33 protein-coding genes and 1 pseudogene are annotated in these 24,282 nt (G+C 58.2%); 28 read left to right on the forward strand and 6 right to left on the reverse strand.

Features of this window, described 5'->3' with window-relative positions:
- Positions 1–394 precede the first annotated feature (394 nt).
- The 3 genes from R1A29_RS12315 to R1A29_RS12325 all read right to left on the reverse strand — a co-directional run bounded on the left by R1A29_RS12315 (position 395) and on the right by R1A29_RS12325 (position 1,852).
- Entirely contained in the window at positions 395–523 is a 129-nt protein-coding gene (locus R1A29_RS12315) for a hypothetical protein (protein ID WP_438301657.1), read from the reverse strand.
- A 298-nt stretch (positions 524–821) separates the two neighbouring features.
- Positions 822–1,022, reverse strand: a complete 201-nt coding sequence (locus tag R1A29_RS12320) for a hypothetical protein (protein ID WP_438301658.1) — start codon at positions 1,020–1,022, stop codon at positions 822–824.
- A 41-nt stretch (positions 1,023–1,063) separates the two neighbouring features.
- Positions 1,064–1,852, reverse strand: coding sequence for a LexA family transcriptional regulator (locus R1A29_RS12325; protein WP_438302035.1), 789 nt, complete (start codon positions 1,850–1,852; stop codon positions 1,064–1,066).
- A gap of 116 nt (positions 1,853–1,968) precedes the next feature.
- Here R1A29_RS12325 and R1A29_RS12330 point away from each other — a divergent pair, with 116 nt between their 5' ends.
- The 9 genes and pseudogenes from R1A29_RS12330 to R1A29_RS12370 all read left to right on the forward strand — a co-directional run.
- Positions 1,969–2,172, forward strand: coding sequence for a Cro/CI family transcriptional regulator (locus R1A29_RS12330; RefSeq protein WP_438301659.1), 204 nt, complete (start codon positions 1,969–1,971; stop codon positions 2,170–2,172).
- 80 nt (positions 2,173–2,252) lie between these two features.
- Entirely contained in the window at positions 2,253–2,675 is a 423-nt protein-coding gene (locus R1A29_RS12335) for a phage regulatory CII family protein (RefSeq protein WP_438302036.1), read from the forward strand.
- 179 nt (positions 2,676–2,854) lie between these two features.
- Positions 2,855–3,826, forward strand: a complete 972-nt coding sequence (locus R1A29_RS12340; protein ID WP_438301660.1) for a phage replication protein — start codon at positions 2,855–2,857, stop codon at positions 3,824–3,826.
- Positions 3,813–4,610, forward strand: coding sequence for a hypothetical protein (locus R1A29_RS12345; protein WP_438301661.1), 798 nt, complete (start codon positions 3,813–3,815; stop codon positions 4,608–4,610). Before R1A29_RS12340 ends, R1A29_RS12345 begins: the two co-directional genes overlap by 14 nt.
- Positions 4,607–4,870, forward strand: a complete 264-nt coding sequence (locus tag R1A29_RS12350; protein ID WP_438301663.1) for a hypothetical protein — start codon at positions 4,607–4,609, stop codon at positions 4,868–4,870. The genes R1A29_RS12345 and R1A29_RS12350 overlap by 4 nt, the downstream gene beginning before the upstream one ends.
- Complete coding sequence (locus R1A29_RS12355; protein WP_438301664.1) at positions 4,867–5,271, forward strand: recombination protein NinB; 405 nt, start codon at positions 4,867–4,869, stop codon at positions 5,269–5,271. Before R1A29_RS12350 ends, R1A29_RS12355 begins: the two co-directional genes overlap by 4 nt.
- A complete protein-coding gene (locus R1A29_RS12360) occupies positions 5,268–5,849 on the forward strand; it encodes a recombination protein NinG (protein WP_438301665.1) in 582 nt (193 codons plus the stop codon). Before R1A29_RS12355 ends, R1A29_RS12360 begins: the two co-directional genes overlap by 4 nt.
- The gene (locus tag R1A29_RS12365; protein ID WP_438301666.1) at positions 5,846–6,517 is read left to right on the forward strand and encodes a hypothetical protein; all 672 of its coding nucleotides are present in this window, start codon (positions 5,846–5,848) and stop codon (positions 6,515–6,517) included. The genes R1A29_RS12360 and R1A29_RS12365 overlap by 4 nt, the downstream gene beginning before the upstream one ends.
- A gap of 552 nt (positions 6,518–7,069) precedes the next feature.
- Positions 7,070–7,261, forward strand: a pseudogene (locus R1A29_RS12370) (hypothetical protein); the annotation flags it as partial.
- Between the two features lie 157 nt (positions 7,262–7,418).
- On the opposite strand, the gene R1A29_RS12375 reads toward R1A29_RS12370, so the two are convergent.
- Entirely contained in the window at positions 7,419–7,655 is a 237-nt protein-coding gene (locus R1A29_RS12375; protein WP_438301667.1) for a hypothetical protein, read from the reverse strand.
- A gap of 83 nt (positions 7,656–7,738) precedes the next feature.
- Positions 7,739–7,987, reverse strand: coding sequence for a DUF6555 family protein (locus tag R1A29_RS12380; protein ID WP_248739485.1), 249 nt, complete (start codon positions 7,985–7,987; stop codon positions 7,739–7,741).
- A 246-nt stretch (positions 7,988–8,233) separates the two neighbouring features.
- On the opposite strand from R1A29_RS12380, the gene R1A29_RS12385 reads away from it, so the two are divergent.
- Positions 8,234–8,566, forward strand: coding sequence for a phage holin, lambda family (locus tag R1A29_RS12385; RefSeq protein WP_438301668.1), 333 nt, complete (start codon positions 8,234–8,236; stop codon positions 8,564–8,566).
- 220 nt (positions 8,567–8,786) lie between these two features.
- Here R1A29_RS12385 and R1A29_RS12390 read toward each other — a convergent pair whose 3' ends face one another.
- Positions 8,787–8,993: a hypothetical protein gene (locus R1A29_RS12390; RefSeq protein ID WP_438301670.1), complete on the reverse strand. Its 207-nt coding sequence runs from the start codon at positions 8,991–8,993 to the stop codon at positions 8,787–8,789.
- Positions 8,994–9,449: 456 nt separating this feature from the next.
- Here R1A29_RS12390 and R1A29_RS12395 point away from each other — a divergent pair, with 456 nt between their 5' ends.
- From R1A29_RS12395 to R1A29_RS12480, 18 genes are all read left to right on the forward strand, one after another.
- A complete protein-coding gene (locus R1A29_RS12395) occupies positions 9,450–9,692 on the forward strand; it encodes a hypothetical protein (protein ID WP_438301671.1) in 243 nt (80 codons plus the stop codon).
- Positions 9,693–9,941: 249 nt separating this feature from the next.
- On the forward strand, positions 9,942–10,565 hold the full coding sequence (locus R1A29_RS12400) for a putative metallopeptidase (RefSeq protein WP_438301672.1): 624 nt from the start codon (positions 9,942–9,944) through the stop codon (positions 10,563–10,565).
- A 30-nt stretch (positions 10,566–10,595) separates the two neighbouring features.
- Positions 10,596–11,072, forward strand: a complete 477-nt coding sequence (locus R1A29_RS12405) for a DUF2280 domain-containing protein (protein ID WP_438301673.1) — start codon at positions 10,596–10,598, stop codon at positions 11,070–11,072.
- Positions 11,044–12,345: a terminase large subunit domain-containing protein gene (locus R1A29_RS12410; protein ID WP_438301674.1), complete on the forward strand. Its 1,302-nt coding sequence runs from the start codon at positions 11,044–11,046 to the stop codon at positions 12,343–12,345. Before R1A29_RS12405 ends, R1A29_RS12410 begins: the two co-directional genes overlap by 29 nt.
- Positions 12,342–13,760 (forward strand): DUF4055 domain-containing protein, encoded by a 1,419-nt coding sequence (locus R1A29_RS12415; RefSeq protein ID WP_438301675.1) that lies wholly within the window; start codon positions 12,342–12,344, stop codon positions 13,758–13,760. The genes R1A29_RS12410 and R1A29_RS12415 overlap by 4 nt, the downstream gene beginning before the upstream one ends.
- Positions 13,735–14,820 carry a minor capsid protein gene (locus R1A29_RS12420; RefSeq protein ID WP_438301676.1) on the forward strand — a complete coding sequence of 362 codons (1,086 nt, stop codon included), beginning with the start codon at positions 13,735–13,737 and terminating at the stop codon, positions 14,818–14,820. Before R1A29_RS12415 ends, R1A29_RS12420 begins: the two co-directional genes overlap by 26 nt.
- Before the next feature lie 101 nt (positions 14,821–14,921).
- Complete coding sequence (locus R1A29_RS12425) at positions 14,922–15,632, forward strand: hypothetical protein (protein ID WP_438302037.1); 711 nt, start codon at positions 14,922–14,924, stop codon at positions 15,630–15,632.
- Between the two features lie 12 nt (positions 15,633–15,644).
- On the forward strand, positions 15,645–16,607 hold the full coding sequence (locus tag R1A29_RS12430) for a major capsid protein (protein WP_438301677.1): 963 nt from the start codon (positions 15,645–15,647) through the stop codon (positions 16,605–16,607).
- Between the two features lie 45 nt (positions 16,608–16,652).
- Complete coding sequence (locus tag R1A29_RS12435; RefSeq protein ID WP_438301678.1) at positions 16,653–17,243, forward strand: hypothetical protein; 591 nt, start codon at positions 16,653–16,655, stop codon at positions 17,241–17,243.
- 57 nt (positions 17,244–17,300) lie between these two features.
- Positions 17,301–17,804 carry a DnaT-like ssDNA-binding protein gene (locus R1A29_RS12440; protein WP_438301679.1) on the forward strand — a complete coding sequence of 168 codons (504 nt, stop codon included), beginning with the start codon at positions 17,301–17,303 and terminating at the stop codon, positions 17,802–17,804.
- A gap of 16 nt (positions 17,805–17,820) precedes the next feature.
- Positions 17,821–18,189: a hypothetical protein gene (locus R1A29_RS12445; RefSeq protein WP_438301680.1), complete on the forward strand. Its 369-nt coding sequence runs from the start codon at positions 17,821–17,823 to the stop codon at positions 18,187–18,189.
- Positions 18,186–18,839: a hypothetical protein gene (locus R1A29_RS12450; protein ID WP_438301681.1), complete on the forward strand. Its 654-nt coding sequence runs from the start codon at positions 18,186–18,188 to the stop codon at positions 18,837–18,839. Before R1A29_RS12445 ends, R1A29_RS12450 begins: the two co-directional genes overlap by 4 nt.
- A complete protein-coding gene (locus R1A29_RS12455) occupies positions 18,836–19,252 on the forward strand; it encodes a phage tail terminator-like protein (RefSeq protein WP_438301682.1) in 417 nt (138 codons plus the stop codon). The genes R1A29_RS12450 and R1A29_RS12455 overlap by 4 nt, the downstream gene beginning before the upstream one ends.
- 70 nt (positions 19,253–19,322) lie before the next feature.
- Positions 19,323–19,979, forward strand: coding sequence for a phage tail protein (locus tag R1A29_RS12460; RefSeq protein WP_438301683.1), 657 nt, complete (start codon positions 19,323–19,325; stop codon positions 19,977–19,979).
- A gap of 9 nt (positions 19,980–19,988) precedes the next feature.
- On the forward strand, positions 19,989–20,369 hold the full coding sequence (locus R1A29_RS12465; RefSeq protein WP_438301685.1) for a phage tail assembly chaperone: 381 nt from the start codon (positions 19,989–19,991) through the stop codon (positions 20,367–20,369).
- A gap of 14 nt (positions 20,370–20,383) precedes the next feature.
- Positions 20,384–20,686 carry a DUF1799 domain-containing protein gene (locus tag R1A29_RS12470; RefSeq protein ID WP_438302038.1) on the forward strand — a complete coding sequence of 101 codons (303 nt, stop codon included), beginning with the start codon at positions 20,384–20,386 and terminating at the stop codon, positions 20,684–20,686.
- Positions 20,683–23,943 carry a phage tail tape measure protein gene (locus tag R1A29_RS12475; protein ID WP_438301686.1) on the forward strand — a complete coding sequence of 1,087 codons (3,261 nt, stop codon included), beginning with the start codon at positions 20,683–20,685 and terminating at the stop codon, positions 23,941–23,943. Before R1A29_RS12470 ends, R1A29_RS12475 begins: the two co-directional genes overlap by 4 nt.
- A complete protein-coding gene (locus R1A29_RS12480) occupies positions 23,943–24,281 on the forward strand; it encodes a phage tail protein (RefSeq protein WP_438301687.1) in 339 nt (112 codons plus the stop codon). Before R1A29_RS12475 ends, R1A29_RS12480 begins: the two co-directional genes overlap by 1 nt.
- Position 24,282: the final 1 nt, after the last annotated feature.

Here is a 24,282-nt window from a genome sequence, read left to right on the forward strand (position 1 = left end):
CCTGCACAGCCTTTATAGGTGTTCGGTACATCAGCTAATCTACTTCCGCACAATTCTTCCCGCCTTCACCTCATTGTGCACCAGAAAAGTGGTTAAGCAGTATCAGCTCAACCACCGCCACGAAAATGCACAGCATGACGAATCCAAGACTGAAAACTCGCTTGCGGCCGGGTGAGCCTCCTCCCATCCAGCTAAGGTCTGACTCGGTTGACGCCAGCACCAGGAACACCGTCCAAACACAGGCCCATACCTTGCCCTAGAAGCCCAGATTTCTAAATGAGATCATCCGCGCTCTTCCGCATCCCGCTTTATTCGTCGAATCGTCACTTCGTTCGCATATGCGGCCAGCTCATTCTCAGTTTCCTGGAAGCCAGCAGCGATCCTCAGCAGCTCTTTAGCCTCCCTGTCCGGTTTCGGACAGCTTCGCAGCCGCCTGCATCAGATCCACGCCGGACCATTTGAGAAGGGCGGCGGCCTGCTGCAAGTCAGTGCGAAGGTCTTGATTCAGTTTGTTCAGCATCATTCCCCTGCTCCTCGCCGCGTCTCATCTCACCAGACCCGTTTAGCAACCACTCAGTTCTGACGTTGAGGTTAAGCGCTATATGCGTCAAGGTTGTGCGGGTAGGTTCGGACAATCCTTGCAGCCATTTGGTAGGGAGTTGACTGTTTGCTACAGCCAGCCTCCCCAGATATTTCGCATGATCGCACTCAGGTACGCCGGCATTGCACAAGGCGAGCCTGAGGCGTGCGGCGAATGATTTTCGCATTTCAATCGGGCGAGCCATCGGCACTCCTGTACCAGGTCGATTCAACCTGTCGGCTCAATGTAGCGTCATCTCACCGCTGTCGCCTTTACTGATTTTATCCAGGGCACCGCTGAGATCATCGAGGGCATTAATCAGAGCAACCGCTTCAGCAAGGCGACCATCTCCCCACAAACTCTCCGCCATCCGATTGAGAGTTTGAATGGAGCGCTGTATTTCGGCAGCAGACGCGGTCTGTTCTAACGGATGTTTCGGCATTCTGTAACCCATCCCACGGTGATTATGTAGGTGACCTTTTCTCACCGCGAGTACATTGCCCACCAGAACACATGACCCAGGATGGAGATCTGCTGCTCCTGGATCTGCTGGAACGTGTAGTCCTCGTCTGGATGCTCGTCCCGGTTGAAGCTACGCAGGCGAATGCCGATCGGGATCCGGTAGACCTGCTTCACGCGAAGTTGGCCGTTGTGGTTAATGGCGTACATCTCGCCGTCGACGATATCGCTCAGTGAGTTTTTCCCCACGTTGACGCCGACCGTTGCGCCGTCGCGCAGCACGGGAACCATGCTGTTACCACCGACCTTCACGCACTTCGCATTGCTGAACTGAACGCCATTGTGGCGCAGGTCCTTTTTGTTAAAGCGCAGGCGTGAGTTGGCATTTTCCTCGATCGCAAATTTGCCAGATCCGGCCGCAAGCTCAACTTCGTGAAGGAAGGGGACGTAGACCTCATCGTCATCGAGCGGGGTATCGTCGTCCCAGGTCTCGATATTTCCTAATTTGACACTGGGTTGGATGCGCTCTTGCTGCACGTTGGCGACAGTAGAGACCAGTCGAGAACTGACCTCGCTCGCGTCGAAATTCAAAGCCTTTGCGAGCTTCAGCAGCGCTTCTACATTCAGTGGCACCTTGCCGGTTGCGTATTGACTGAAAGCGCTCTGGCCAGACCAGCCACAAGCCTCGGCCACATCCGCCTGCGTGAGGCTACGCCCGGCAGCTTTTGCAGCTGATTTCCGCTGTTCGTAGATGGCCTTGAGCCTGGTGCTCTCGGCGATTTCTTCGGGGGTAAGGGGGCGGCGTATTTTCATGCGGACAAGAGTATTAGCAGAGCTGATACCCAAGCAAACAGCGCTGCTAGTATTTTGTTGCTGATAAAAAGCAGCGCTGCTACTATCCATGGCAGATATCAAGCCGTGGAAATTCCATGAAAAAGATCCCTTTGAGCAAATACCTAGAAGAGCACGGCACTCAAGCCGCGCTCGCTGCTGCTCTCGGCGTGAACCAGAGCGCGATCTCGCAAATGGTTCGAGCCGGCAGAAGCATCGAAGTCACTCTTTATTACGATGGGCGCATTGAGGCGAATGAGATTCGCCCGATCCCGGCGCGCCCAAAGCGCACAGCCGCCTGAGCATTAGTTGCTCACTGCCTGAACAAATGATCGCCCAGGCACTGGCAGGGCGCCACGGAAATAAATTTGAGGTTTTACGAATGGAAGATTTTCTGCGGGCCTGCCAGAGCGCTGTCCTGGACAACGAAGCCAAGACCCTCGCTGCGAAGATGGGCGTTCCGCACGTTGGCCTTCTTCAGCGCGCCAACCCGGACAACGACGCACACCACCTGACCGTGGAGCATTTGTTCGGGATTCTGCTGCACACCGGCGACATGCGCCCTCTGGCGGCACTGGCGAGCGATTTCGGTTTCAACCTCGTCGCGAAATCTGCACCGGAGCCGCAAGCGCTCACCAAATCACTTATCAACGTTGGCAAGGAGGTCGCCGATCTGACCATTGCAGTGCACCAGGCGCTGGATGATAACCACGTCAGTTCTTTCGAGAAAAACTTGATCCGCCAGGAGATCAATCACGTTCGTCAGAGCCTGGACGTGATGGATGCCTCGGTGAAGGCTGCCTGAATCCAGGGCACAAAAAAGCCGACGGAGAAGGTCGGCTGATTCGCAAAACCAGAGAGGCCCGATTATGCAGAGCCAACCCCATTCAAGCAATACCCCAAACAGTGTCGCGACACGTTTTCAGAACTCTCAAACCGTGTCGCGAACTTTTATCTTTTCCGTTTACGTCAGGAACACCTGACATGCAGTTCACCGTTACGATCAATCAAGTGAAGGCGCTGGAGTGGGGGCTGAATTCTCAGCAAGCCCTGCTCTTCGCCTTCGTCTACGGCTGCCCCAGCTGGACCAAGCCAATCAAGACTGACGGCGGGATCTTCTTCGCGTTGAGCAAGGCCAAGATCATTGAAGAGCTGCCGTTGCTCACCGATAAACCGGACACGGCTTACCGCATGCTGAAGGCCCTGGAAGAGGCCGGTTTGATTGAGCTGTCCAGCACGTCGAACATCACGCTGTTTCGCCTGACCGAGAAGGCGATCGAATGGAACCAGAAGCTGGATGGGTCGGAAAAATATCCGACCCCACCAAAGAACGAAGGTCGGAAAAAAATCCGATCTACCTCGGAAAAAAATCCGAGCAAGGTCGGAGAAAAATCCGAACTAGGGTCGGAAAAATCTCCGACAAATCAGGATACCAATCATCAGGATACCAATCAGGGAACCAGTCAGGACTTGCAGAGCGGCTCCGGCAAGCCGGCCCGCAATCTGGTGCTGGTGGTTGATCGCACCGACGCTCCACGGGTCGAGATTCCCGCTGACATGCCGGGGCCGAAAGACCAGTCCTGCAAAACTTTCAAGGTCTGGGCGAACTACGCCATGGCCTACCGCAAGCGCTACAGCACTTGGCCGGTGTGGAACGCCAAGGTCGGTGGCCAGCTCGGCCAACTGGTCGACCGACTCGGCGCCGATGTCGCACATCACGTCGCCGCGCATTACTTGAAAACCAGCGACGCCGGCGTCCTGCGCAAATGCCATAGCCTCAACGAACTGCTGGCCAACGCCGAGAGCTACCACACCCAGTGGGTGACCGGTCAGCGCATCAACGGGACCACCGCCCGCCAGATGGAGCGAACCGAGGCAAACGTCTCCGCCGCCGAACAGGCCGCGCAAATGGTCTTGGCCAAGCGCAAAGCAGGGGAGCGTAATGAGTACATTTGAAATGGATGATCAGCAGGTTGCCAGCCTCGCTGCCGCGATCTGCGCCACCGCCGAGGCCATGGGTCAGGAAATGAACCCAGGCACCGCGGCGATGATGGCCGAAGACCTCTGCGCTTACTCTGTACCAACCGTGAAGGCTGCCCTGAAGGCCTGCCGCTTCGAGGTGAAGGGCAAGCTGGCGATGGCCGACATTCTCCAACGGGTGCAGGCCGCCGACGGTCGCCCGGGCAAAGACGAAGCATGGGCGATCGCCATGACCACGAACGACGAGTTCGAAACCGTGGTGCTGACCGGCGAAATCCAGCTCGCGCTGTCCGCCGCAAAACCTGTCCTCGATGCCGGCGACAAGGTCGGCGCCCGCATGGCGTTCAACAGCGCTTACGAACGGCTGGTGGGCCAGGCCCGGGAGGACAACAAACAGGTGAACTGGCACGTATCTGTTGGCTTCGACGCCAACCGCCGCACACAGGCGATCACCAAAGCCGTGCAAATGCAGCGCATCCCACAGGAGCGCGCCCAGCAGTACCTGGCCGACTTGAGTGTCGCGCCGGTTACTGAAGACGGTAGGGCCGTCGTTGCGCTGCTCACCGGCGAGGTCGCGCGGCCTTCGGCAAAACTGCGCGAAAAGCTCGCTGCGGTAAAGGACTCGATGCTCGCCATGCGGAAAGCATCAGCAGAGGAACAAACAGAACTGCGAATTCTGGCAGCCAACGAGTTGGCCGATCGCCGGGCGCTGCTCATTCAGCAGGCCGAACAATTGAAAGCAAGGAGCGCGGCTCAATGACCGATATCACTGAACAGAAAAAGCAGGCTGAAGCCGGCTTCAAAAACTTCCACCGCAACCTATGCAAGCGATTCGGCTACTTCCATGACGATATCGACTGGCAACGTGATCAGGTCTCGCTGGAAGAGCACATCGCCACGCAGCTGAGCCACGTCAACGCGGAGAACGCTGCGTTACGCGGGCAAGTTGAGGCATTGCAGCGCGCTGCCGGCCAGCTCCAGGAGCAGGTAGAGGCTCTCCGCCTGAAGGTGAAACCATGAATCCCGAATACACGATCCGCGACCAGCGCGACATCAACCGCCTGGCGGGCGTCCTACACGCCATCGACCTCAGCAAGCCGAAAGTGGTGGTTATCCGCGACGAGAAGCGCCCGGACGTCTGCAACCGGAAGATGTGGGCAATGCTCAAGGACGTCTCCGAACAGGTGATCTGGCACGGCAAGAAGCTTACCAGCGAGGACTGGAAGTGCCTTTTCAGTGCTTCGCTGGAGAAGCAGCGCGCGGAGCCAGGCCTTGATGGCGGGTTCGTCGTGATGGCCGTTTCGACCCGAAAGCAGTCGCAGAAGTGGTTCAGCGACCTGTTCGAACTGATACATGCCTTCGGCGCCGAGCATGGCGTGCGCTGGACTGAGCAGGACAAGTGGGGAGGGCGCTACGGATGAGAACTGCCCTCAAGGATGTGAAGCAGAAAACCTGCAAGGCCTGCAGCGAGAAGTTCCGGCCTTCACTCTCGACGCAGAAGGCCTGCAGCGTGAAGTGTGCGCTGGACCTGGCCAAGCAGCCGGCGAACCAGCAGCTGGCTCGGAAGGCGATCGATCAGCGTGACCGCCGCGAGATCAAGGTCCGCAAGGAGAAACTGAAGAGCAGGGCGGCTCATGCCAAGGATACTCAGCAAGCTTTCAACGAATGGGTGCGCCTGCGAGACGCACTGCTCCCGTGCGTGAGCTGTGGTCGCCACCACGACGGCCAATATCACGCCGGGCACTACCGGACCGTAGCCGCCAGCCCCGAGCTGCGTTTCGAACCGCTGAACGTCCACAAGCAATGTGCTCCATGCAACAACCACAAGTCCGGCGACATCCTGAATTACCGCATTGAGCTGACGAAGCGGATCGGCGCCGAGGCGGTCGAGTGGCTGGAGGGGCCGCATGAGCCGAAGAAGTACACCGTCGAACAACTCAAGGCGATGACCGCCGAATACCGGGCCAAGACCCGCGAACTGAAGAGGGCTGCAGCATGATCTACCACAACGTTATTTCTGCGGTCGTTCGTGCTTTGGCGGCCGAGACCATCAACAGCGCCGGCGGCTGCGACTTCGAACCCAAGGTGCAGACCAGCAAACTCAAGGGCGAGATCACCGGCAAGGACGCAGCCCTGCTGATCGACTGCATGGTTCACAAGGTGCTGCACGCCCAGCTCTCGCCGCGACACTGGAACGCGCTGACCGCTAAGTACAGCACGCACAAGGGGCGCAAGGTCGAGTCGATCGGCCGGCTGATCGCCGTGCTGGTCAGCCCTGCGCCGATGCTATTCACGCAGAAGGCTGTCACCGTGTGGGCGATCCCGCAGGTCAAGGGTGTTCGGCGAGAGGCTGTGAAGGCTCTCGCGCCTGAACGTCGAGACGACGAGGAGAAGTGGGGTTGGCGCAACGACGCGGCGCAGTTGGCCATGGCCCGGGCAAACCAACACTCACAGCAGAAAGCCGAGACGCGATCGAGCGATATGATCGTCCTGGCCGACTCGAACTACGATATGAACACCTGGGACAATCAGGGCCTGACCGAACGCACTTATCGCCGCTGGAACCAGGCGATCAAACGGGCGCTGGAGAAGCTGGTTGACGAGGCGCTGGTGGAGGCTCAATCGCTTCTAGAAGAGGCTGAGGTGCTGACCAGCGAAGCGGCCTGAAAAGAAATCCCTCAAAAGGGCTTGCAATTGATGTCCGCATGTCCGATTATTTCCCCATCCTGTCATTCCTGCGTGTGTAGGAGTGACAAAGGAAACCCGGCCACCGCGTCGGGTTTTTTATTGCCCGCTCATCTGTTCGAAAGCACTCGTTGACTCCCACGGCTTCCAACAATTACGGCCCAATCTTTCTGGGTCTTCATTGGTGAGGTGGTTATGTCTACCGATTCGAGCTTCGAAGACCAAACCCAAGGTTCTGTTCCATCCAAACCAGAGCCAGGCACGGATGAGCCGATACTTGATCCTGACGATCCAAACAAGTACGACCCTCTGAAGAATCCGCCGGATGAGCGTCCAGAGGACTGGAAAGAACCCCCTGAGAGGGTGACTCCAGAAGCGGATGAGCAAACGCCGCTATCTGATGACAGGCGTTAAAAGGAGCCCGGCAAGCTGCCGGGCTTTCTAACCGCCATTTGTCTATTTCTATGCACTCGCGCTGTTTCACGGCTTCTCAAGTTTACGCATGAATTATCTTGCGAATTGCGGAGAGGTATCATGGAGATTGATGAGAAAGCGCCGGGCAATCAATCGCAGCAGGCCGTGACGCGCACGACTGACAATGAAACAGGGCATGATCCCCGTTACAGGGGATCGGAAGCGCCACTGCCCCCAGATGATGAAGCTCCCGTTGATGAAGATATGACGGACGTGGATGCGGTGAACTCGGTAGCCACCGATCACCCTGAACCTGGCAGTAGTGGCGATTCCCGTGAGTCTGAGAAGACTGAGACACCAAACGTTCAGGACGTGGATGTAAAGGAACCCAGAGGATTACCTTCCAGCGATCCTGAATCAGGAGCCTAATACACCGCACATTCCCTTTGCCCGCCATGTGCGGGCTTTTTCATGTACGTTTGTTGAGTTTCGCCCGTGCTTCGTCCCAGGCCTTTTTGCCCTCCAGTGTTTTGGCATCAGCAGCATCTTTCGCTTTTTTGTAGCGCTCCATCGCTTCAGGGGATTCAGCCGCATGGGTAAGCAGCTCGTAGGCGATGGCGTTGAGGCGATCCGCTTCTTTAAACAATTCGTTACTGCGGTCGGTCGCTGCGTGCCAGTCGGATGTGGTTATGGGTTTGCATTTCATATGTGCCTCCCACTCCTGTCAGGTGTGCCATCTCGTCGCAAAGAGCGCCGTTGTGCGGTGGATTGTTTCTTCAGTTGCATGGCTCAGACGTCATCCCAGGTGACTGCGGTAGTGGCCCGCCACTCCACGTCGGTGATTCCAAATCGTTCCGCCATGGGTTTTGAAAACCGCTTGAGAGGAGGGCGTCCGGGCTTGGGTATTGGAGCGATGCCAGCATCACAGCTCGCCCATTGCCAAGCTTCCGCGTTGTTCATCAGTTTGGTTCGGATGACAAACGACATCGGTTTTCCGTGGAGCTTGTACTCAATCACAAAAGTTTCTACCTGACTCACAAGTACTGCTCCTTCTTGGCTCATGAGCTAGTGATATTGGCTATTAGAGATAATTCAAATAATTGTCTGACAATTCCTATTTTGCTGATTTTCATCACATTTTTACGGCGTTTTATCTATACAGAACATCCGCATTTGTAGAGGTTTTTCAATTCCGGCTCTGAGTTGTGAGTGCTGCTTGAGCTGATCCAAATTCGCAGGGTATGCCTGCACCTAATCATCGCTCCCTGACGGGGAGGAACAGAGATGCCAAAAATGCCAGACAAACCAGACACCTGGGCGATAGCGCTCGCGTGGTTGAGCCAGCATTCGCCGATCCTCTATGCGGCTGCGCTGTCTTGTGCGATGGCCGTGCTTCGAATCACCTACGGTGGTGGCACACGTCGCCAGATGCTTGTGGAGGGCGCGATCTGTGGCGGCCTAACACTGACCATCATCAGCGGCCTGGACTTCTTCGGCCTACCACAGAGCATGGCTACCTTTGCCGGTGGCTGGGTTGGTTTTCTGGGAGTGGAGAAGATCCGCAATATCGCGGACCGGGTGACGGACTTCAAACTGCCGAGTCGCAAACCCGAATAGAATTTGAATCGGCAGGATCTTACGTGCGGTCGTTAAAGAAGAAGAATTCTCATTTAAGGCTACACTGCATCAAAACGAGCGTTAGAGCGTGAGGGCAGTAATGAAATGGGAGCTCAAGTTTTTTGCGGTTTACCTGAGCCTTGTTCTGATTGGCGTCTGGGTATGGTTAAAGGTCACGCCATGGATCGCTTCGCATGTTCACTTAAGCTGGGTCATGTAGTCATCGTCCGAATGGGATAACGACGTTTTGCAATGAGCTATCCACTGTTCTCTCGTTCAGTTGGTTGCAGCGCTCCTCTGCTTGAGTCTCGCTCAAAAAGTTCGCCATCAGCGGCTCGCCAGTGCGGATGTTGACGATTCGGTAATAAAAATTCTCTCCAGAGCTTGAGTGCGCTGGCCTTTTTTGAACGATAAAAACTTCTTCCATATCGTCGTACCATCGTGAGTGATCGATTGACCCTAGTCGTATGTGGCTTTTATTCAAGCTTTCGCGGACGAAAGGGGAAGGCATCGGCATGCTTGCTAGCTTTGCAGGCGTCGAGTTTCCGTGGCACACGCTTCATGCAGCTCATCTGAGAGCTGCTGCAGCTGATCGTCACTTATGACTTTTGCGAGATGCAATGACCGGTTGAAGCCGTCCGCCCCAGCTTTGAGTCTCTCCAGATGCTCAATATTTCGTGCCTCTCCCAGGTACCTGTAATTTGCTCGAGCGTGGCTCATTGCGATGTTGGGATCAGTGGGCATCGAGTTTTCCAAGAGTTGAGACTGCGCGGGCATCGTGAACGACATATTGAGCTTAGTCAGCAAGCGGCCCTATACCTAAATCCGAAAAAGCGACATGTTTGGCGAATCAGCAAATTGTGTCGCGACACCGGATCAAGTCATGACCGCAGACATCCATGACATTGCTGAACAGCGCCCGCACCTGACGGTAGCGGCCGATGGTGGTGTCCACGTGATTCCCTGCGACCTAGTGCGCTCAGTGATCGCCGGCGACAAACCATCAACCATGCTGACCGAGCCGGTTCTGCGCCGGATCATTGAGGAGTGGTTCGAAAGTAGTAATGGAGCGGTAGGTGTGCCGCATGTTGATGCGGCACCAGTCGGTTACGATGCTGCGTTCTGAATCTTTGTTGCGAGACAGGACAGTTTGTCTAGGGCCTTCTCAAGGTCATCTACTTTGCCCGCTTGGGCCTGTAACGCAATCAATCCTATGGCCGCTGCGACGGCGCTTGATCTGGAAAGGTTCGGATTGCCTTTCACAGATTTGATAGCGACTTTTGCGTCTTCCGAGATACCCATACTGCTTTCCTTGCGATTGAATTAATCCCCACAAATAGCGGCAACACGCCACTATTTCAACCCTCGGTGATTTATGGACAGGCCATACCCTCCTGCGTATTTGCTTGAACTGTCCGATCTATCCGATTTTGGTATCCGTTTGGTCCCAGCTTCTGAGGTCTGGGAGTGGCTCCAAGCCGAGATCCTCGCCGACACCGGCAGCATCCACAACCCAGACCATGCCCATCTGATCGATGCGGACGTGCGAGTCATGTGGGCGTCTGCCGCCTTCACGAAAAAGGGGCGCACAGTCGTCGGCCAGGCTGAGCAGGTCGCGTTCCGCGCCGGCGGCTGGCAGAAGGCCCGGATGGAGCAGCAGATGCTGGATTGGTTCGGCGACGTGCCGGCCTACATCATCACCTTGGCTGCCGATTACTGCGCCCAGTGCAGCGACGCGGACTTCTGCTCCCTGGTCGAGCATGAGCTGTATCACATTGCTCAGGCGACCGATAAGTACGGTCAGCCAGCTTTCACCCAAGACGGATTGCCCAAGCTTGAGATGCGCGGACACGACGTTGAAGAGTTCGTCGGTGTTGTCCGCCGCTACGGTGCAAGCCCGGCGGTTCAAGAGCTGGTGGACGCTGCAAACAATCCTGCTGAGGTAGGGAAAATGAACATTGCGAGGGCCTGCGGAACCTGTCTGCTCAAGTCGGCCTGACTTTGACAGCACTTTGACGGATGCCCATTTATGGCCGCACTCAGAGACGAGGTGAAAGCCTTTGTTGTACAGGCGCTGGCCTGCTTTGACACGCCATCTCAAGTGGTGGCCTCGGTCAAAGAAACCTTCGGAATCGATGTCACCCGCCAACAGTGCGAGGCATACGACCCAACCAAATACGTCGGGCGGAGCCTGAACCAGAAGTGGAAGACGCTGTTTGAAGATACGCGCGCCCGCTTCCGGGAGGAGACCGCCGAGATCCCGATCGCGAACCGCGCCTACCGCCTGCGCGCCATGAACCGGTTCGTGGAGAAGGCCGAGACGATGAAGAACATCGGCCTGGCCATGCAGATCTTGGAGCAGGCCGCGAAGGAAGTCGGTGACGTCTACGTGAACCGGCAGAAGAAGGTCGACGACGAGGGCGAACCAACCGTGCCGACGTCGGTGACGGTTCAAGTGATCAATGCGAGGAAGCCGGATGCCGAGCCTGAATGTTCCGCAGGCTGACTTCCTCCAGCTTCCACACAAGTTCCGTGGTTTCGTTGCCGGGTTCGGCTCGGGCAAGACCTGGGTTGGCTGCGCGGCGCTGTGCAAGCATGTGTGGGAGTGGCCTGGCATCAACTCCGGCTACTTCGCTCCGACTTACCCGCAGATCCGCGACATCTTCTTCCCAACCATTGAGGAAGTGGCCTACGACTGGGGCCTGAAGGTCAAGACAAAGGAGAGCGACAAAGAGGTCGACTTCTACAGCGGCCGGCAGTACCGCAGTACCACGATCTGTCGCTCGATGGAAAAGCCGCAAACCATCGTCGGCTTCAAGATCGGCCACGCACTGGTGGATGAGCTCGACGTGCTGCCCTCGCTGAAGGCGCAGCACGCCTGGCGCAAGATCATTGCCCGGATGCGCTACAACGTCGCTGGGCTCAAGAACGGCGTGGACGTGACCACGACCCCGGAAGGGTTTAAGTTCGTCTTTCAGCAGTTCGTGAAGCAGATTCGCGAGAAGCCGGCGCTGGCCGAGATGTACGGGCTGGTCCAAGCCAGTACCTTCGACAACGAGTTAAACCTGCCGGACGACTACATCCCTTCGCTGATGGAGTCGTACCCCGAACAGCTGATCCGCGCGTATCTGAATGGCCAATTCGTCAACCTGACGTCTGGATCGATCTACCACGCCTACGACCGCAAGCTGAACCAATGCTTCGACACCGTGCAGGCCGGCGAGCCGCTGTTCATCGGTATGGACTTCAACGTCGGCAAGATGGCGGCGATCACGCATGTGAAGCGTGACCAAGGCCTGCCGCGCGCCGTGGACGAGTTGATGGATGGCTACGACACGCCGGACATGATCCGCCGGATCAAGGAACGCTACTGGGAACACACCGGCAACGATTTCCGGAAAACCTGCGAGATCCGGATCTACCCGGATGCCTCCGGCGATTCACGCAAATCGGTCAACGCCAGCCTCACCGATATCGCCATGCTCAAGCAGGCAGGCTTCACGGTCATCGCGCCGGCGGCCAACCCACCGGTTAAGGATCGGATTAACGCCATGAACGCGATGTTCTGCAACGCGCAGGGCGAGCGACGTTACCTGGTCAACCCGTTTACCTGCCCGACGTACGCCGACGGCCTGGAACAGCAGATCTGGTCGCCAAACGGCGAGCCGGACAAGAGCCAAGGCAACGACCACGCCAACGACGGCGGCGGTTACTTCATTCACCGCGAGTACCCGATCATCAAACCGGTCACCGCTATCAAAATGGGATACGCCCGATGAGCAACGACGTCTCCTTCAAGCGGGCGGACTATATCGAAGCGCTGAGTCGCTGGTCCACCGTGCGCGACGTGTGTGCAGGACAGCACCGCGTTGTCGACCGGCTGCCGTACATCAACGCTCACGACACGTCGCCTGAGAATAAGGATCGCAACAAGGCTTACCGCGAGCGTGCAGTTTTCAAGAACGCCACCGGTCACACACGTAACGGGCTGCTCGGTCTGGCCTTTCACAAGGATCCGACGCTGGCGGTAGCGAAGAAGCTGGAGTACCTGCAGGACAACGCCAACGGATCCGGTGTGAGCATCTATCAGCACTCACAAGGCACGCTAGAAAAAGTGCTCGAGGCTGGGCGGCATGGTCTGTACGTCGACTATCACCAAGACAGCGGCGCCGGTGGCCATTCGGTGATCCTGTCGTACTGCGCCGAGGACATCATCAACTGGCGTACAGGGATGGTGAACGGTCACAGCGTGCTGACCCTCGTGGTGTTGCGTGAGTCGCCTGAGATCGAAGACGGCTTCGGTTTCAAGGTGGTCGAGCAATACCGGGAGCTGGCGCTTGAAGCTGAAGGTTTTGTATGTCGCGTTTGGCGCCGGTCCGGGCCGAAAGGAGGTGGACCGCTGGCGGTAGTTGAAGAGTTCAGGCCCACCGGTACCGCCGGGCGCTTGAAGGAAATCCCGTTCACCTTCGTCGGCGCGCAGAACAACGATCCGAGTATCGATGAGTCGCCGCTCTACGACATCGCCATGATCAATCTTGGTCACTACCGAAACAGTGCCGACTACGAAGACAGTGTGTTCTGGTGCGGCCAGGCTCAACCATGGATTTCCGGCCTGGACGAACAGTGGCGCGACTGGATGGAAAAAAACGGCGTTTACGTCGGCTCGCGCGCACCGATGATGCTGCCTGCCGGTGGCCAGTTTGGGTACGCCCAGCCTCTGCCGAACACGCTGGTGAAGGAGGCCATGGCTGACAAGAACCAGATGATGATCGAGCTGGGCGCCAGGATGGTCGTGGCTTCGCTTTCATCCAAGACGGCGACTGAAGCCCGTGGCGATCAGTCTGCATCGACATCTGTCCTTGCCGGCTGCGTAGCAAACGTCAGCGAGGCCTACACCAGGGCGATCATGTGGTGCTGCACCTACATGGGCGTCGACGACGCGAAGGTTGCTTATCAGATCAACCAAGAGTTCGTGGAACTGACGGCCGATCCACAAATGATCACCGCATTGGTCGGCCTTTGGCAGAACGGCGGATTCGCCAAAGCGGATCTTCGGGCGTACCTGCGCAAGTTGGGCTTGATTGCGCCTGAGCGCACAGACCAGCAGATCGATGGCGAGCTTGCAGAGCAGGGCGACGGCCTAGGCCTGGACGACGAGGACAAAGTAGATGGCGGCAAACCAAGCAATCCTTGACGCCACGATTCGGCACGCGGTCTTCCTCGAAAAGTTGAAGGCCGGCGAGGTCGGTAAATTCGCTCCATTCCTCAAGGAGATCGACCGCTCAATCCGTGACCGGCTCACCCAGTCGGATCTGACCGAGTACAACGTGAAGCGGCTGGAGGCACTGCTAAAAGAGGTCGATAGTCTGCTGTTGGGCATCTTCGACCGCTACAGCGCGCAACTGAACCTTGACCTGATCGACATCGCCAACTACGAGGCTGAATTTGAGGCGTCGAGCCTGGCCCGGTCGGCGCCCGTTGGTGTCTCGTTGGATGTGGTTGCTCCGACGGCAGCGGCTATCCGCACCGCAGTACAGACCAATCCCCTCAGTGTGCGCGGCACCGGGGGCGGTAAGCTGCTGAAGTCGTTTATCAAGGGCTGGACCAGTGCCGAGCGCGAGCGCGTCACCGGCACAATCCAACAGGGCTTCTTCGAAGGACAAACGAACTTCCAGATCATCCGCAACATCCGCGGTACCAAGTCAGCCGGATACAAGGACGGCATTCTCGCCACCACCAACCGCAATGCCAGTACGGTGGTGCGCACCGCGATTCAGCATGTGTCGTCCCAGGCGCGCATGGAAGTGGCCAAGGCCAATACGGACATTGTGTCCGAAGTTGAGATGGTCGCCACGCTGGACAGTAAGACCAGCCAGCAATGTCGGTCGATGGACAAGCGACGGTTTCCGGTTGACTCCGGGCCGCGGCCACCGTTTCACCCGAATTGCCGCACCACGTTTGTCCTGCTAACCAAGCTCAGCGAGATGTTCGCCAAGGGCGCTACGCGGGCGGCGGTGAGCGCCGATGGAGCGGGGCAGGTTAGTGCGAGCCTCGACTATTACCACTGGCTTCAGCAGCAGCCGGCGTCTTTTCAGGACGTGGCTATCGGACCGGTGCGGGCAAAGCTGTTCCGAGAGGGCGGGCTGAGCGTGGAGCGCTTCGCAGAGTTGCAGCTCGATCGCAATTTTGCGCCGCTGACTTTGGCGCAGATGAAGGAGTTGGAGCCTTTGGCATTTGAGCGCGCCGGAATTTGACGCAACGAACTCAATCAGCCGCCTCCGGGCGGTTTTTTTATGCCTGCAAAGCGGGCACCACATACCCAAGGGGTGCATCAACGTGGCAGAAGAAAAACGAAATCGACCTGGACAATCCGGCAATCAAGGCCGCTATCGCGACTGCCGTTGAGACCTCCGTTTCTGGTCTGAAAACCAAAAACTCCGAACTGCTGGGCAAGCTGAAGGACGCCACCACCAAGCTGACACAGTTCGAAACCCAGTTCGAAGGCATCGACATCGACGCCGTCAAAGGCTTGCTCAGCCGGGCCGGCCAGGACGAAGAAACCAAGCTGCTGACTGAGGGCAAGGTAGACGAGGTGTTCAACCGTCGCACTGAGCGGCTGCGTGCGGACAACGACAAGCAGTTGAAAGCTGTCACCGCGCGCGCCGAAAAGGCCGAAGCGTTCGCCGCTAAGTTCCAGGGCAAAGTTCTGGGCGATTCGGTACGCGGTGCAGCACTGAAAGCCGGCGCTCTGCCGGAAGCAACCGACGACATCATCCTGCGCGCCAAGGGCGTGTTCTCGCTGAACGAAGAGGGCGAAGCGGTCGCCGTTGATGAATCCGGCCAGGTCATCCTCGGCAAAGATGGCAAGACCCCTCTAACCCCGCTCGAATGGGCGGAATCCCTGCGCGAAAGCGCACCTCATCTGTGGCCAAGGGCTTCAGGGACACAAGCCCCGGGCGGGGGTGGCGGCCAGGCTGCATTGAAGCGCTCCGAAATGAATGCCGAGCAGAAGCGCAATTACCAACGCAAGCACGGCCAAACCGCATATCTGCAACTGCCCAAGTAAGGGGATTCACCCATGGCAACGACTGTGAACAGCGACCTGATCATCTACAACGATGAGGCGCAAACCGCATACCTGGAGCGTGTCCAGGACAACCTCGATGTGTTCAACGCATCGTCCAACGGCGCGATTGTGCTCGACAACGAACTGATCGAAGGCGACTTCCGTAAGCGCTCGTTCTACAAGATCGGCGGCTCGCTGGAGCATCGCGACGTCAACTCCACCGGCAAAGTGACCGCAAAGAAGATCGGCGCCGGCGAGGCTATTGGCGTGAAAGCGCCATGGAAATACGGCCCGTACCAAACCACCGAAGAGGCGTTCAAGCGCCGCGGTCGTCCGGTCGACGAGTTCTCTCAGATCATCGGTGCCGACGTTGCTGATGCCACTCTGGAAGGTTTCATCCAGTACGCCACCGCCGCACTGCGTGCTGCTATCGGCTCCAACGCCGGCATGGTGGTCACCGCCAACATCGAGACCGACGGCAAGAAAACCCTGACGCGCGGCATGCGCAAGTTTGGCGACAAGTTCGGCCGTATTGCTCTGTGGGTCATGCACTCCAGCGCCTACTTCGACATCGTCGACGAGGCGATCACCAACAAGATCTACGAAGAAGCAGGCGTCGTCATCTATGGCGGCCTGCCGGGTACGCTCGGTAAACCGGTGTTGGTGACGGACACCGCGCCGGCCGACGTGATTTTCGGTCTGCTGCCGAACGCTGTAGTCATCACCGAGTCTCAGGCCCCAGGTTTCCGCTCCTACACCGTCGACGACGAAGAAAACCTCGGTATCGGCTACCGTGCTGAGGGCACCGTTAACATCGATGTGCTGGGCTACAGCTGGAAGGACGCCACCGGGGGCTCGAATCCGACGTTGGCTGCGGTCGGCTCGGCTGCCAACTGGGTCAAGCATGCTGACAGCAACAAGGTCACTGCGGGCGTGATGATCACCCTGACCACTACGCCACCAGCTGGCGGCTGATACTGGCCCTGACAGCGGTCAGCGATGGCCGCTACGGAGACTTTTATGGAACTGGTTTATTCCACTCAGAATTCGGATTTCGATCCGGAAAAGCGGTACCGCAATCCGGCTCACTTTGACCGGCCCGAGGCAGGTGTGACCCATGCGGTTGTGATTGGCGACTGGCCGAAAGTGGTCGAAGCTTATGAGGCGCTGGGCGTCGAGGTTTCGGTATTACAGCCTTTGATCAGCCAGCCAGCTGCTCCGGGTAATGCTGACGCCATTGTCGGTCTGGAACAGGACAACGCCGCGCTGCGCGCTGAGCGCGACGGCCTGCTGCGACTGATCGACGCCGCCGAGGGGCAATCGGAATTAGAACACCCGGGCGCCGGTGAACTGCCGATCCGCTTGTTCGGTGCGCTGAAAGCCATTCATGAGGGTTTCGAAACCCTCACGGGTGAACGTGACAACTTGGCGGGCGAGGTTGAATCTCTCCGCGCTGAAGTCGAACGCCTGAAGGCGGCAGCGGAACCGGTCGACAATGCTGAGAAGATCGCGAACCTCAAAGCGCAACTCGACGCCGCCAGCGTGACGTATCGGGCAAATGCTTCGGTAGAATCGCTGGAAAAGGCAGTAGCTGATCTGCAGCGGGCGTAACAATCCGGGTGCCCGGTAACGTGGCATCCCATCCAGAACATCACAGCGAGCTGATTCATGACTCTCATCATCGAGGACGGTACCGGCAAGCCTGACGCCGAAAGCTACGCATCTGCCGAAGACCTGGCCATGTACGCCGTGAAGTTCGGCGTGGCCATCCCGACGGAAGTGCCAGCACAGGAAGCGCTGCTGCGTCGTGCCGCACTGGCGATGGATGGCATGACGTGGAAGGGGCGGAAGACCAACAGCGAGCAGGCCCTGTCCTGGCCGCGCCGGGGCGTTGAGCTGGATCGCGAGATCAAGCCTGACAACTACCTTCCGGCGCGGATCCAGTACGGGCAGATGGCGCTGGCTGCTGAGATCCATACCGACGACGTCGACCCGATCGAAAAGCGCAAAGGCGCGGTAACGCTGGAGCGAGTCGAGGGCGCGGTGACACGCGAGTACGCGACGATTCCTAACACCAGCGGACGCCTGTTGCCGGCTGCGCCAGATCGGCCGAGCGCCACACAGTTTGCCGATTACCTACAGAGGCGGGGCTTGTTCGCCATCCGCGCATAGCTGACCAGGAGCCACCATGGCCTTCTACGACGAGATGGCCGAGATGGCTCTGGAGATGATCACAGAGTTCGGCCAACTGGTGACCATCCGCGCCACAACCGTCGGCGAGTACGACCCGGAAACCGGTTCGGCACCTCCCGACAGCACCAAAGAGCAGACCACCCAAGGGATCCTGCTCGACTTCACCGGTCAGGAATTCCAGAACAACAGCCTCATCAAGCAGGGCGACAAGAAGCTCAAGATCGCCGCGCAGGGGCTGGAGTGGATACCAGACCTGCTTAACAAGGTGATCATTCAGGGCCGCATCTGGTCCATCGTGCCGCCGCTGAAAGAGGTGAATTCGGCCGGCACCCCAATCCTGTATGAGCTGCAGGTGCGGTCATGAGCAAATACTCGGGTCTCAACGGCAGCTTTGCCGAGAACATCCGCCAGTTTGCCGAGCAGGCCCAGGCAGGGCTCGACGCCACCTTCCGCGAAATCGTGATCGAGATCGGTAGCAGCGTCATCCGCATGTCACCGGTGGGTAACCCCGAGATCTGGGCCGCGAACGCGGCGCATCGCGCTACCAACACCCGTGCCGCTGATCACTACGATTTCAAGGTCGCCGTGCGAAACACACTCATCAATCTCGACGAGAGCAATTTCACCAAAGCCGGCAAACTGAAGCGCGGCGTGAAGTATGCGAAGCCGCTGACAAAAACTGAGCGCGACCAAAACTTCAACGTGAATGGACTGGTTGCCGGTAAGGATTACGTCGGCGGCCGATTCCGTGGTAACTGGCAATTCTCGATTGGTACGCCGGCTGAAGGTGAGCTTGATCAGGTCGATCCGGCCGGCGGCGTCACGCTGGCGAAGCTCAGGCTTCAGGTCGAGCAGCTGACCATTGGGCAAACGGCGTACATCGTGAACAACCTGCCATATGCGGTTCCGCTCGAGTACGGACATTCCAAACAGGCACCGGGCGGCATGGTGCGGATCACGCTCGCGCGATTCCAGCAGATCGTCGACGAAGCCATCAGGAACAACCAGGTATGAGCCACAACATCATCGCTTCGATCTACGAGGCCAGACTGATTGCCTGGGCGAAAGCGCTGCCGGTGCCCATCAAGGTTGTCGTCGAGAACGAGACCTATGAGCCCGGAACTGGCGTCACCTATCTTCGAGCTTTCACTCTGCCGGGCGACACCGCAAGCGGCACGCTCGGCGGTGATCACAAGCTGTTCACCGGTGTGTTTCAAGTCAGCATCGTGTCGCCGGCGGGCAAGTATCGCGGCGCGGCCGGCGCGCTGGCTGACCAGATCGCCGCGCTGTTTCCGCTGTACGAGCGAATCACGAAGCATGCACTGACCGTGGTGACCATGACGCCAGTCGATCAAGGGCCAGGTATTCCAGACGACACGACCTACACCGTTCCGGTTTCCTTCGCGTACCGCGCCGACACCAACTAATCCGCCCATTGGGCAAACCCAGAACCCGCCATTGAGCGGGTTTTGTCATTTCTGAAGAGAGGAAAACCCCATGGCCGGCATTCAAATGCCCAACGGCGCAACGTTCGAAATTGCTTCCGCCTATGGCACTGCAATCCCATTCACTGCCCTGACCAATGCCAACCCGGCAGTGGCTACTGCTACAGCGCACGGCCTGGCCGAAGGCGACATCATCGCCGTCAGCTCTGGCTGGACCCGTCTGGACGGCCGCGCCGTGCAAGTCGGCGAGATTGCCAGCGGCACCTTTGCGCTCGATGGCGTGAACACCACGAACATTCAGCAGTATCCGGCCGGTTCGGGCGTCGGTACCGCGCGCGAGGTGACCACCTTCACTGAAATCTCGAAAATCACCGAGCTCGGGTCGAGCGGCGGCGACCAGCAGTTTCTGACGTTCGGCTTCCTGGCTGACGATGATGACCGCCAGATGCCGACCACCAAGAACCCGATCACGCTGACCATCACCGTCGCGGACGATCCGTCGCAGCCATATGTCGATGTCTGCGAAGAGGCGGACGACGACAAGCAGGCCCGTGTTCTGCGCCTGAACCTGCCGGGCGGTAGCCGCATCATCTACAACGGCTACGTCTCGATCACGTCGACCCCGACCATGTCGCGCAACAACCTGATGACTCGCGTGATCAGCATCGCGCTGACCGGCCGCCCAACCCGTTACAGCGCCTCGGCGTAAGGAAGGCACATGGCAAAGTTCACACTCGCGCAGAATCCAACGTTCAAGCATGTCGTCATGTTGCCAACGGTCGGCGGCGATCCGGTTAGCGTCGAGTTCGAGTTCAAGTATCGCGATCGGACCGAATTGGCTGGCCTCTACGCGGATTGGGGCGAGCGTCACAAGGCGCTCAAGGAAAAAGCAGAAGAGGCCGGTATTGAGCAGTTCACCGCTTTGCTGATTGATCTGCAGGTAGAGCAACTGCGGGCGGTTGTTGCCGGCTGGGATATCGCCGAAGAGTTCACCGACGAAAACCTGCGCATCCTGGTCAAGTCCATCGCCGCCGCTCCGGGCGCAGTGTTGGCCGCTTATTCCGATGCCTTCAGTAACGCCCGCTTGGGAAACTCCTAAGCGTCTCCCGCAAGCTGTACGAGCCGGGACCGTCAGCCGAATCGCTGGCGGCCTTTGGCCTCTCTCTTCGTGACATACCTGACGAAGTCTGTGAGGTCTGGCCTGATGTCTGGCAAGCCTTCAAAGTCTTCGAGGCCATGGGCACCCAGTGGCGTACAGGCGCGTGCGGCGCTACCGGACTCGATTACACGTCAATTCGCCATGTCGCCGGCTTCCTCGGGCTTTCCCGGTCGGAGGTCGCCGGCGTCTTTCCTGATATCCGCGTCATGGAAGCCGAAGCCCTGCGGGTGATGGCGGAACAGAGGGACAGTAAATGAGCACCACTTTCGCGTCCCTCGGCATCGAGGTGAACTCCTCGTCTGCATCCAAGGCGGCTGACGATCTCGACAAACTGGTCGATTCGGCGGCCGATGCCGAAAAAGCGATCGATGATCTCGGCAAGTCTGGCGAGGGGCTGGCCAATACCGGCAAGAAGATCAGCCAAGCCGAGAATGAGGCTGCTCAGGGAATCGACAAAGCCACGGGTGCCAAAGAGCGCCAAGTCGATGCAAGTCGCAAGGCCGGTGCCAGTGCAGCCGGTGAAATCGCGATCATCAGCCAGCTCGACAAGGCGATGTCCGGCAACATCGGCAGCATGGAGCAACTGATCCAGGCTGAAGGTTTGCTGGAGCGTTCCCGGAAGGGCGGCCTCGTCACCATCGAGCAGCAGGAGGCTTATCAGGACCGGCTCGCCAAGGCCTACGACAAGATTGAGAAAGCCGAAGCCAAGGAGATGGCACAGAAACAGCGGCTGATCGACGCTGAAAACCGTCAGATCGAAGCGCTGAAGCGCACAGTCAACGGCATCGACCCGGTCACTGCGAAGTTGGCAAAGCTGGAGGCGCAGGAGAAAGCGCTCAACGATCTGTACAAGGCCGGCCAGATCGACGCGACTCGTTACGGCGAGGCGCTGGCGAAGATCGGCAAAGACCGTGACAGCCTAACCGCGGCAGAAACGGCATTCGACAAGCTGAAGCTTGGCACCCGCCAGGCTCAAGAAAACTTAATGCAGCTGACCAATGCCCTGCAGTCTGGGGATTGGGGGAGCGGTGCACGGGCAGTTGCTCAGCTTGGTGCTGGTGCTGGCGCAAGTGCTGCCAGTTTTTTTGCGTTGGCTGCACCTATCGCTCTGGTTACTGCTGCAATTGGCGGATTGGCGTACGCCTTCTACAAAGGTAGCGAGGAGCAGAGCGCATACAGCGAGGGACTAATCCTCACGGGAAATGCTGCTGGGACCAGCGCGAATCAGCTCACTGAGATGGCGCGTCAGGTCAGCTCTGTCGTCGGCACCACTGGCGCCGCTGCTGATGTTCTTGCGAACTTGGCTGGCAACGGCAAGCTGGCCAGTGGAAGCTTCGTTGAGATTGCTGAAGCCGCGCTCTCCATGGAAAAAGCGACCGGAAAGTCCATTGATACGACCGTTGCTGAGTTCGTGAAAATCGCCGATGACCCGGTTGAAGCAGCGAAGTCACTCAATGATCAGTACCACTTCCTAACAGCGTCCGTGTACTCGCAGATCGTGGCACTGAAGGAGCAGGGTGATGAGGTCGGTGCGGTAAAGCTCTTGACCGACACCTACGCAGAAGCTGTCAGGTCACGAGCTGGCGAGATCACCCAGAACCTTGGACTGATTGAGAAGGGCTGGAAGGGTATTAAGTCTGCGGCCGCGGAAGCGCTGGATGCCACTCTTGATGTCGGCCGCACTCAATCATTCGATGCTCAGATCGCCAACTATCAGAAAATCCTTGATGAACGGAAATCGGGCTTTCTGGCAAAACTCTTTCCTGATGACCTCGGGAGTGGAAGTAGTTCTACCAAGTTCATAGAGGAGCAAATTTCCGCCCTGAAAAGGCAGAAGGCTGAAGTCGAGGCGAACTCCAAAGCCGAAGGCGACCGAAGGAAAGCTGAGGACGATGCAATAGAGGCTGGTAAGTCGCTGCACTCCAGCTACTTGGCGGGTCTCGACAAGGAACAGAAGAAAAAGCTCGAAATTGCAGAGCTTGATCGCAACAGAGCCAAGGCGTTGGGCGGCAACAATGTCGATGCTGATCGAATCAATCGTGAGTATGCGGTATCCCTTCAGGCGATCAACGACAAGTTCAAGGAGCCAAAGAAGACAGCTTCTGCTGCTGACCTTAGCGCATTCAACGACTCGAAAAATGCCCTTGCCGGCATTCTTACCGAGTACAAAAATGCCCAGAAAGAGCTTGATGCAGCACAGAAAGCTGGGCTGATTTCTCAGTCTGACTATCTACTGAAGCGCGAGGCCATGATCGGCAACGAGCGCGACGAGGTCACTGCTGCGTATGAAGTTGAGATCGTCGCACTTGAAGCGGCGAAGAGCAAAGCCGGCACATCGGCCGCGCAGCGCATCCAGCTTGACCAGAAAATCGCCGACGCCCGGGCCGCCATGGTTAAAGTTCAGCAGGATGCTGACACCGAACTGAGCGTGCTGGCGAAAAACGAAGAAGGACGGCTGAAAAAACAGGCCCTGGCGGTCAATACCTACACCAGTGCACTGCAGCAGCAAGTCGCCACTCTACGCGAGCAAGGTCAGCGAGCAGCAGCGGGCATTGGCCTGGGTGATCGTCAGCGCGATCTGATGAATCAGCAAAACGGCATCGATGATCGCTTCAACCAGCAGAAGCTCGAACTGGCGAATCAGTACGGCGATGGCTCGCGCGGCATGAGCCTCGACGAGTACACGCAGAAGCTGGCGGCACTGAAGGCCACTCAGCAGGACCTGCACGATACGGTTCAAGCCAACTACGACGAGATGACAGCAGCCCAGGGCGACTGGAGTGCCGGAGCCTCGTCGGCGTGGCAGAACTATCTCGATTCCGCGCAGAACGCCGCGGGGCAGACGAAAAGCCTGCTCACCAATGCGTTCAGTTCGGCAGAGGACGCTGTCGCCAGTTTCGCCATCAACGGCAAATTCTCGTTTTCTGACTTCACCAAATCGGTTTTGGCGGATATGGCGAAGATCGCCACTCGGCAGGCCACCTCACAAGGGCTCAGCGCTCTGTTCGGTATTGCCGCATCAGCGGCGGGGTCGTACTTCGGTGGTGGTGGCGGGAATGGCCTCGCGGCTGGTTCTGCCGGTGCCGTGTCGTCAGATCTCGGTGCATCGCAGGCTGGCTATACCGGTATCGATTTTTCTGGATACCGGGCTGCTGGTGGACCTGTTGCGCCGAACTCTCTGTACGAAGTCAACGAACTGGGGCCAGAGCTCTATAACGAGGGTGGCCGGTCGTTTCTGATGACTGGTGCCAACGGCGGTAGCGTCACGCCACTGACCACCGGTGGTGGGCCTGCACTGGCCGCGATGTCTGGTGGTGGGGGCAACACGTACAACTTTCCGGTGGCGGTCTCGGTGCAGACATCTGGGAGCGACGGGGCGGGTGTTTCGCAAGAGACATCCAACCAGCTTGGCAAGAGCATCCAGCAGGCCGCCAAAACCGAGGCGGAAACTGCGATTGCCAGAGCGTTGCAGCCGGGCGGTTCGATCTGGCGTCTGACAAATGGGAGGGGCTGATGGCCATTGAGAAATTTACCTGGCCGACTCAACACGGTGATTCACCTGAGATCTCGTATCGGGTGCGCACTTCGCAGTTCGGAGGCGGTTACAAGCAGGAGGTCGGCGACGGGCCGAACAACAAGGAAGACGCCTATCCGATCACCTTCAGCGGTCCGCAGGCCAAAGTTCTGGAGATCATGGCGTTCCTCGACCGGCACGCCGGGGCGAAAGCGTTCCTCTGGACGACACCTCTGGGCCAGCTCGGCCTGTTCACCTGCAAGAACCCCGTGCCCACTCCGGTGGGCGGCGGCGTTTTCAAACTCACCGCCACGTTCGAGCGGGCATTCCATCCATAAG

It is taken from the genome of Pseudomonas sp. NMS19W (assembly GCF_051554255.1).
GTDB classification, from domain to species: Bacteria; Pseudomonadota; Gammaproteobacteria; order Pseudomonadales; family Pseudomonadaceae; genus Aquipseudomonas; species Aquipseudomonas kribbensis.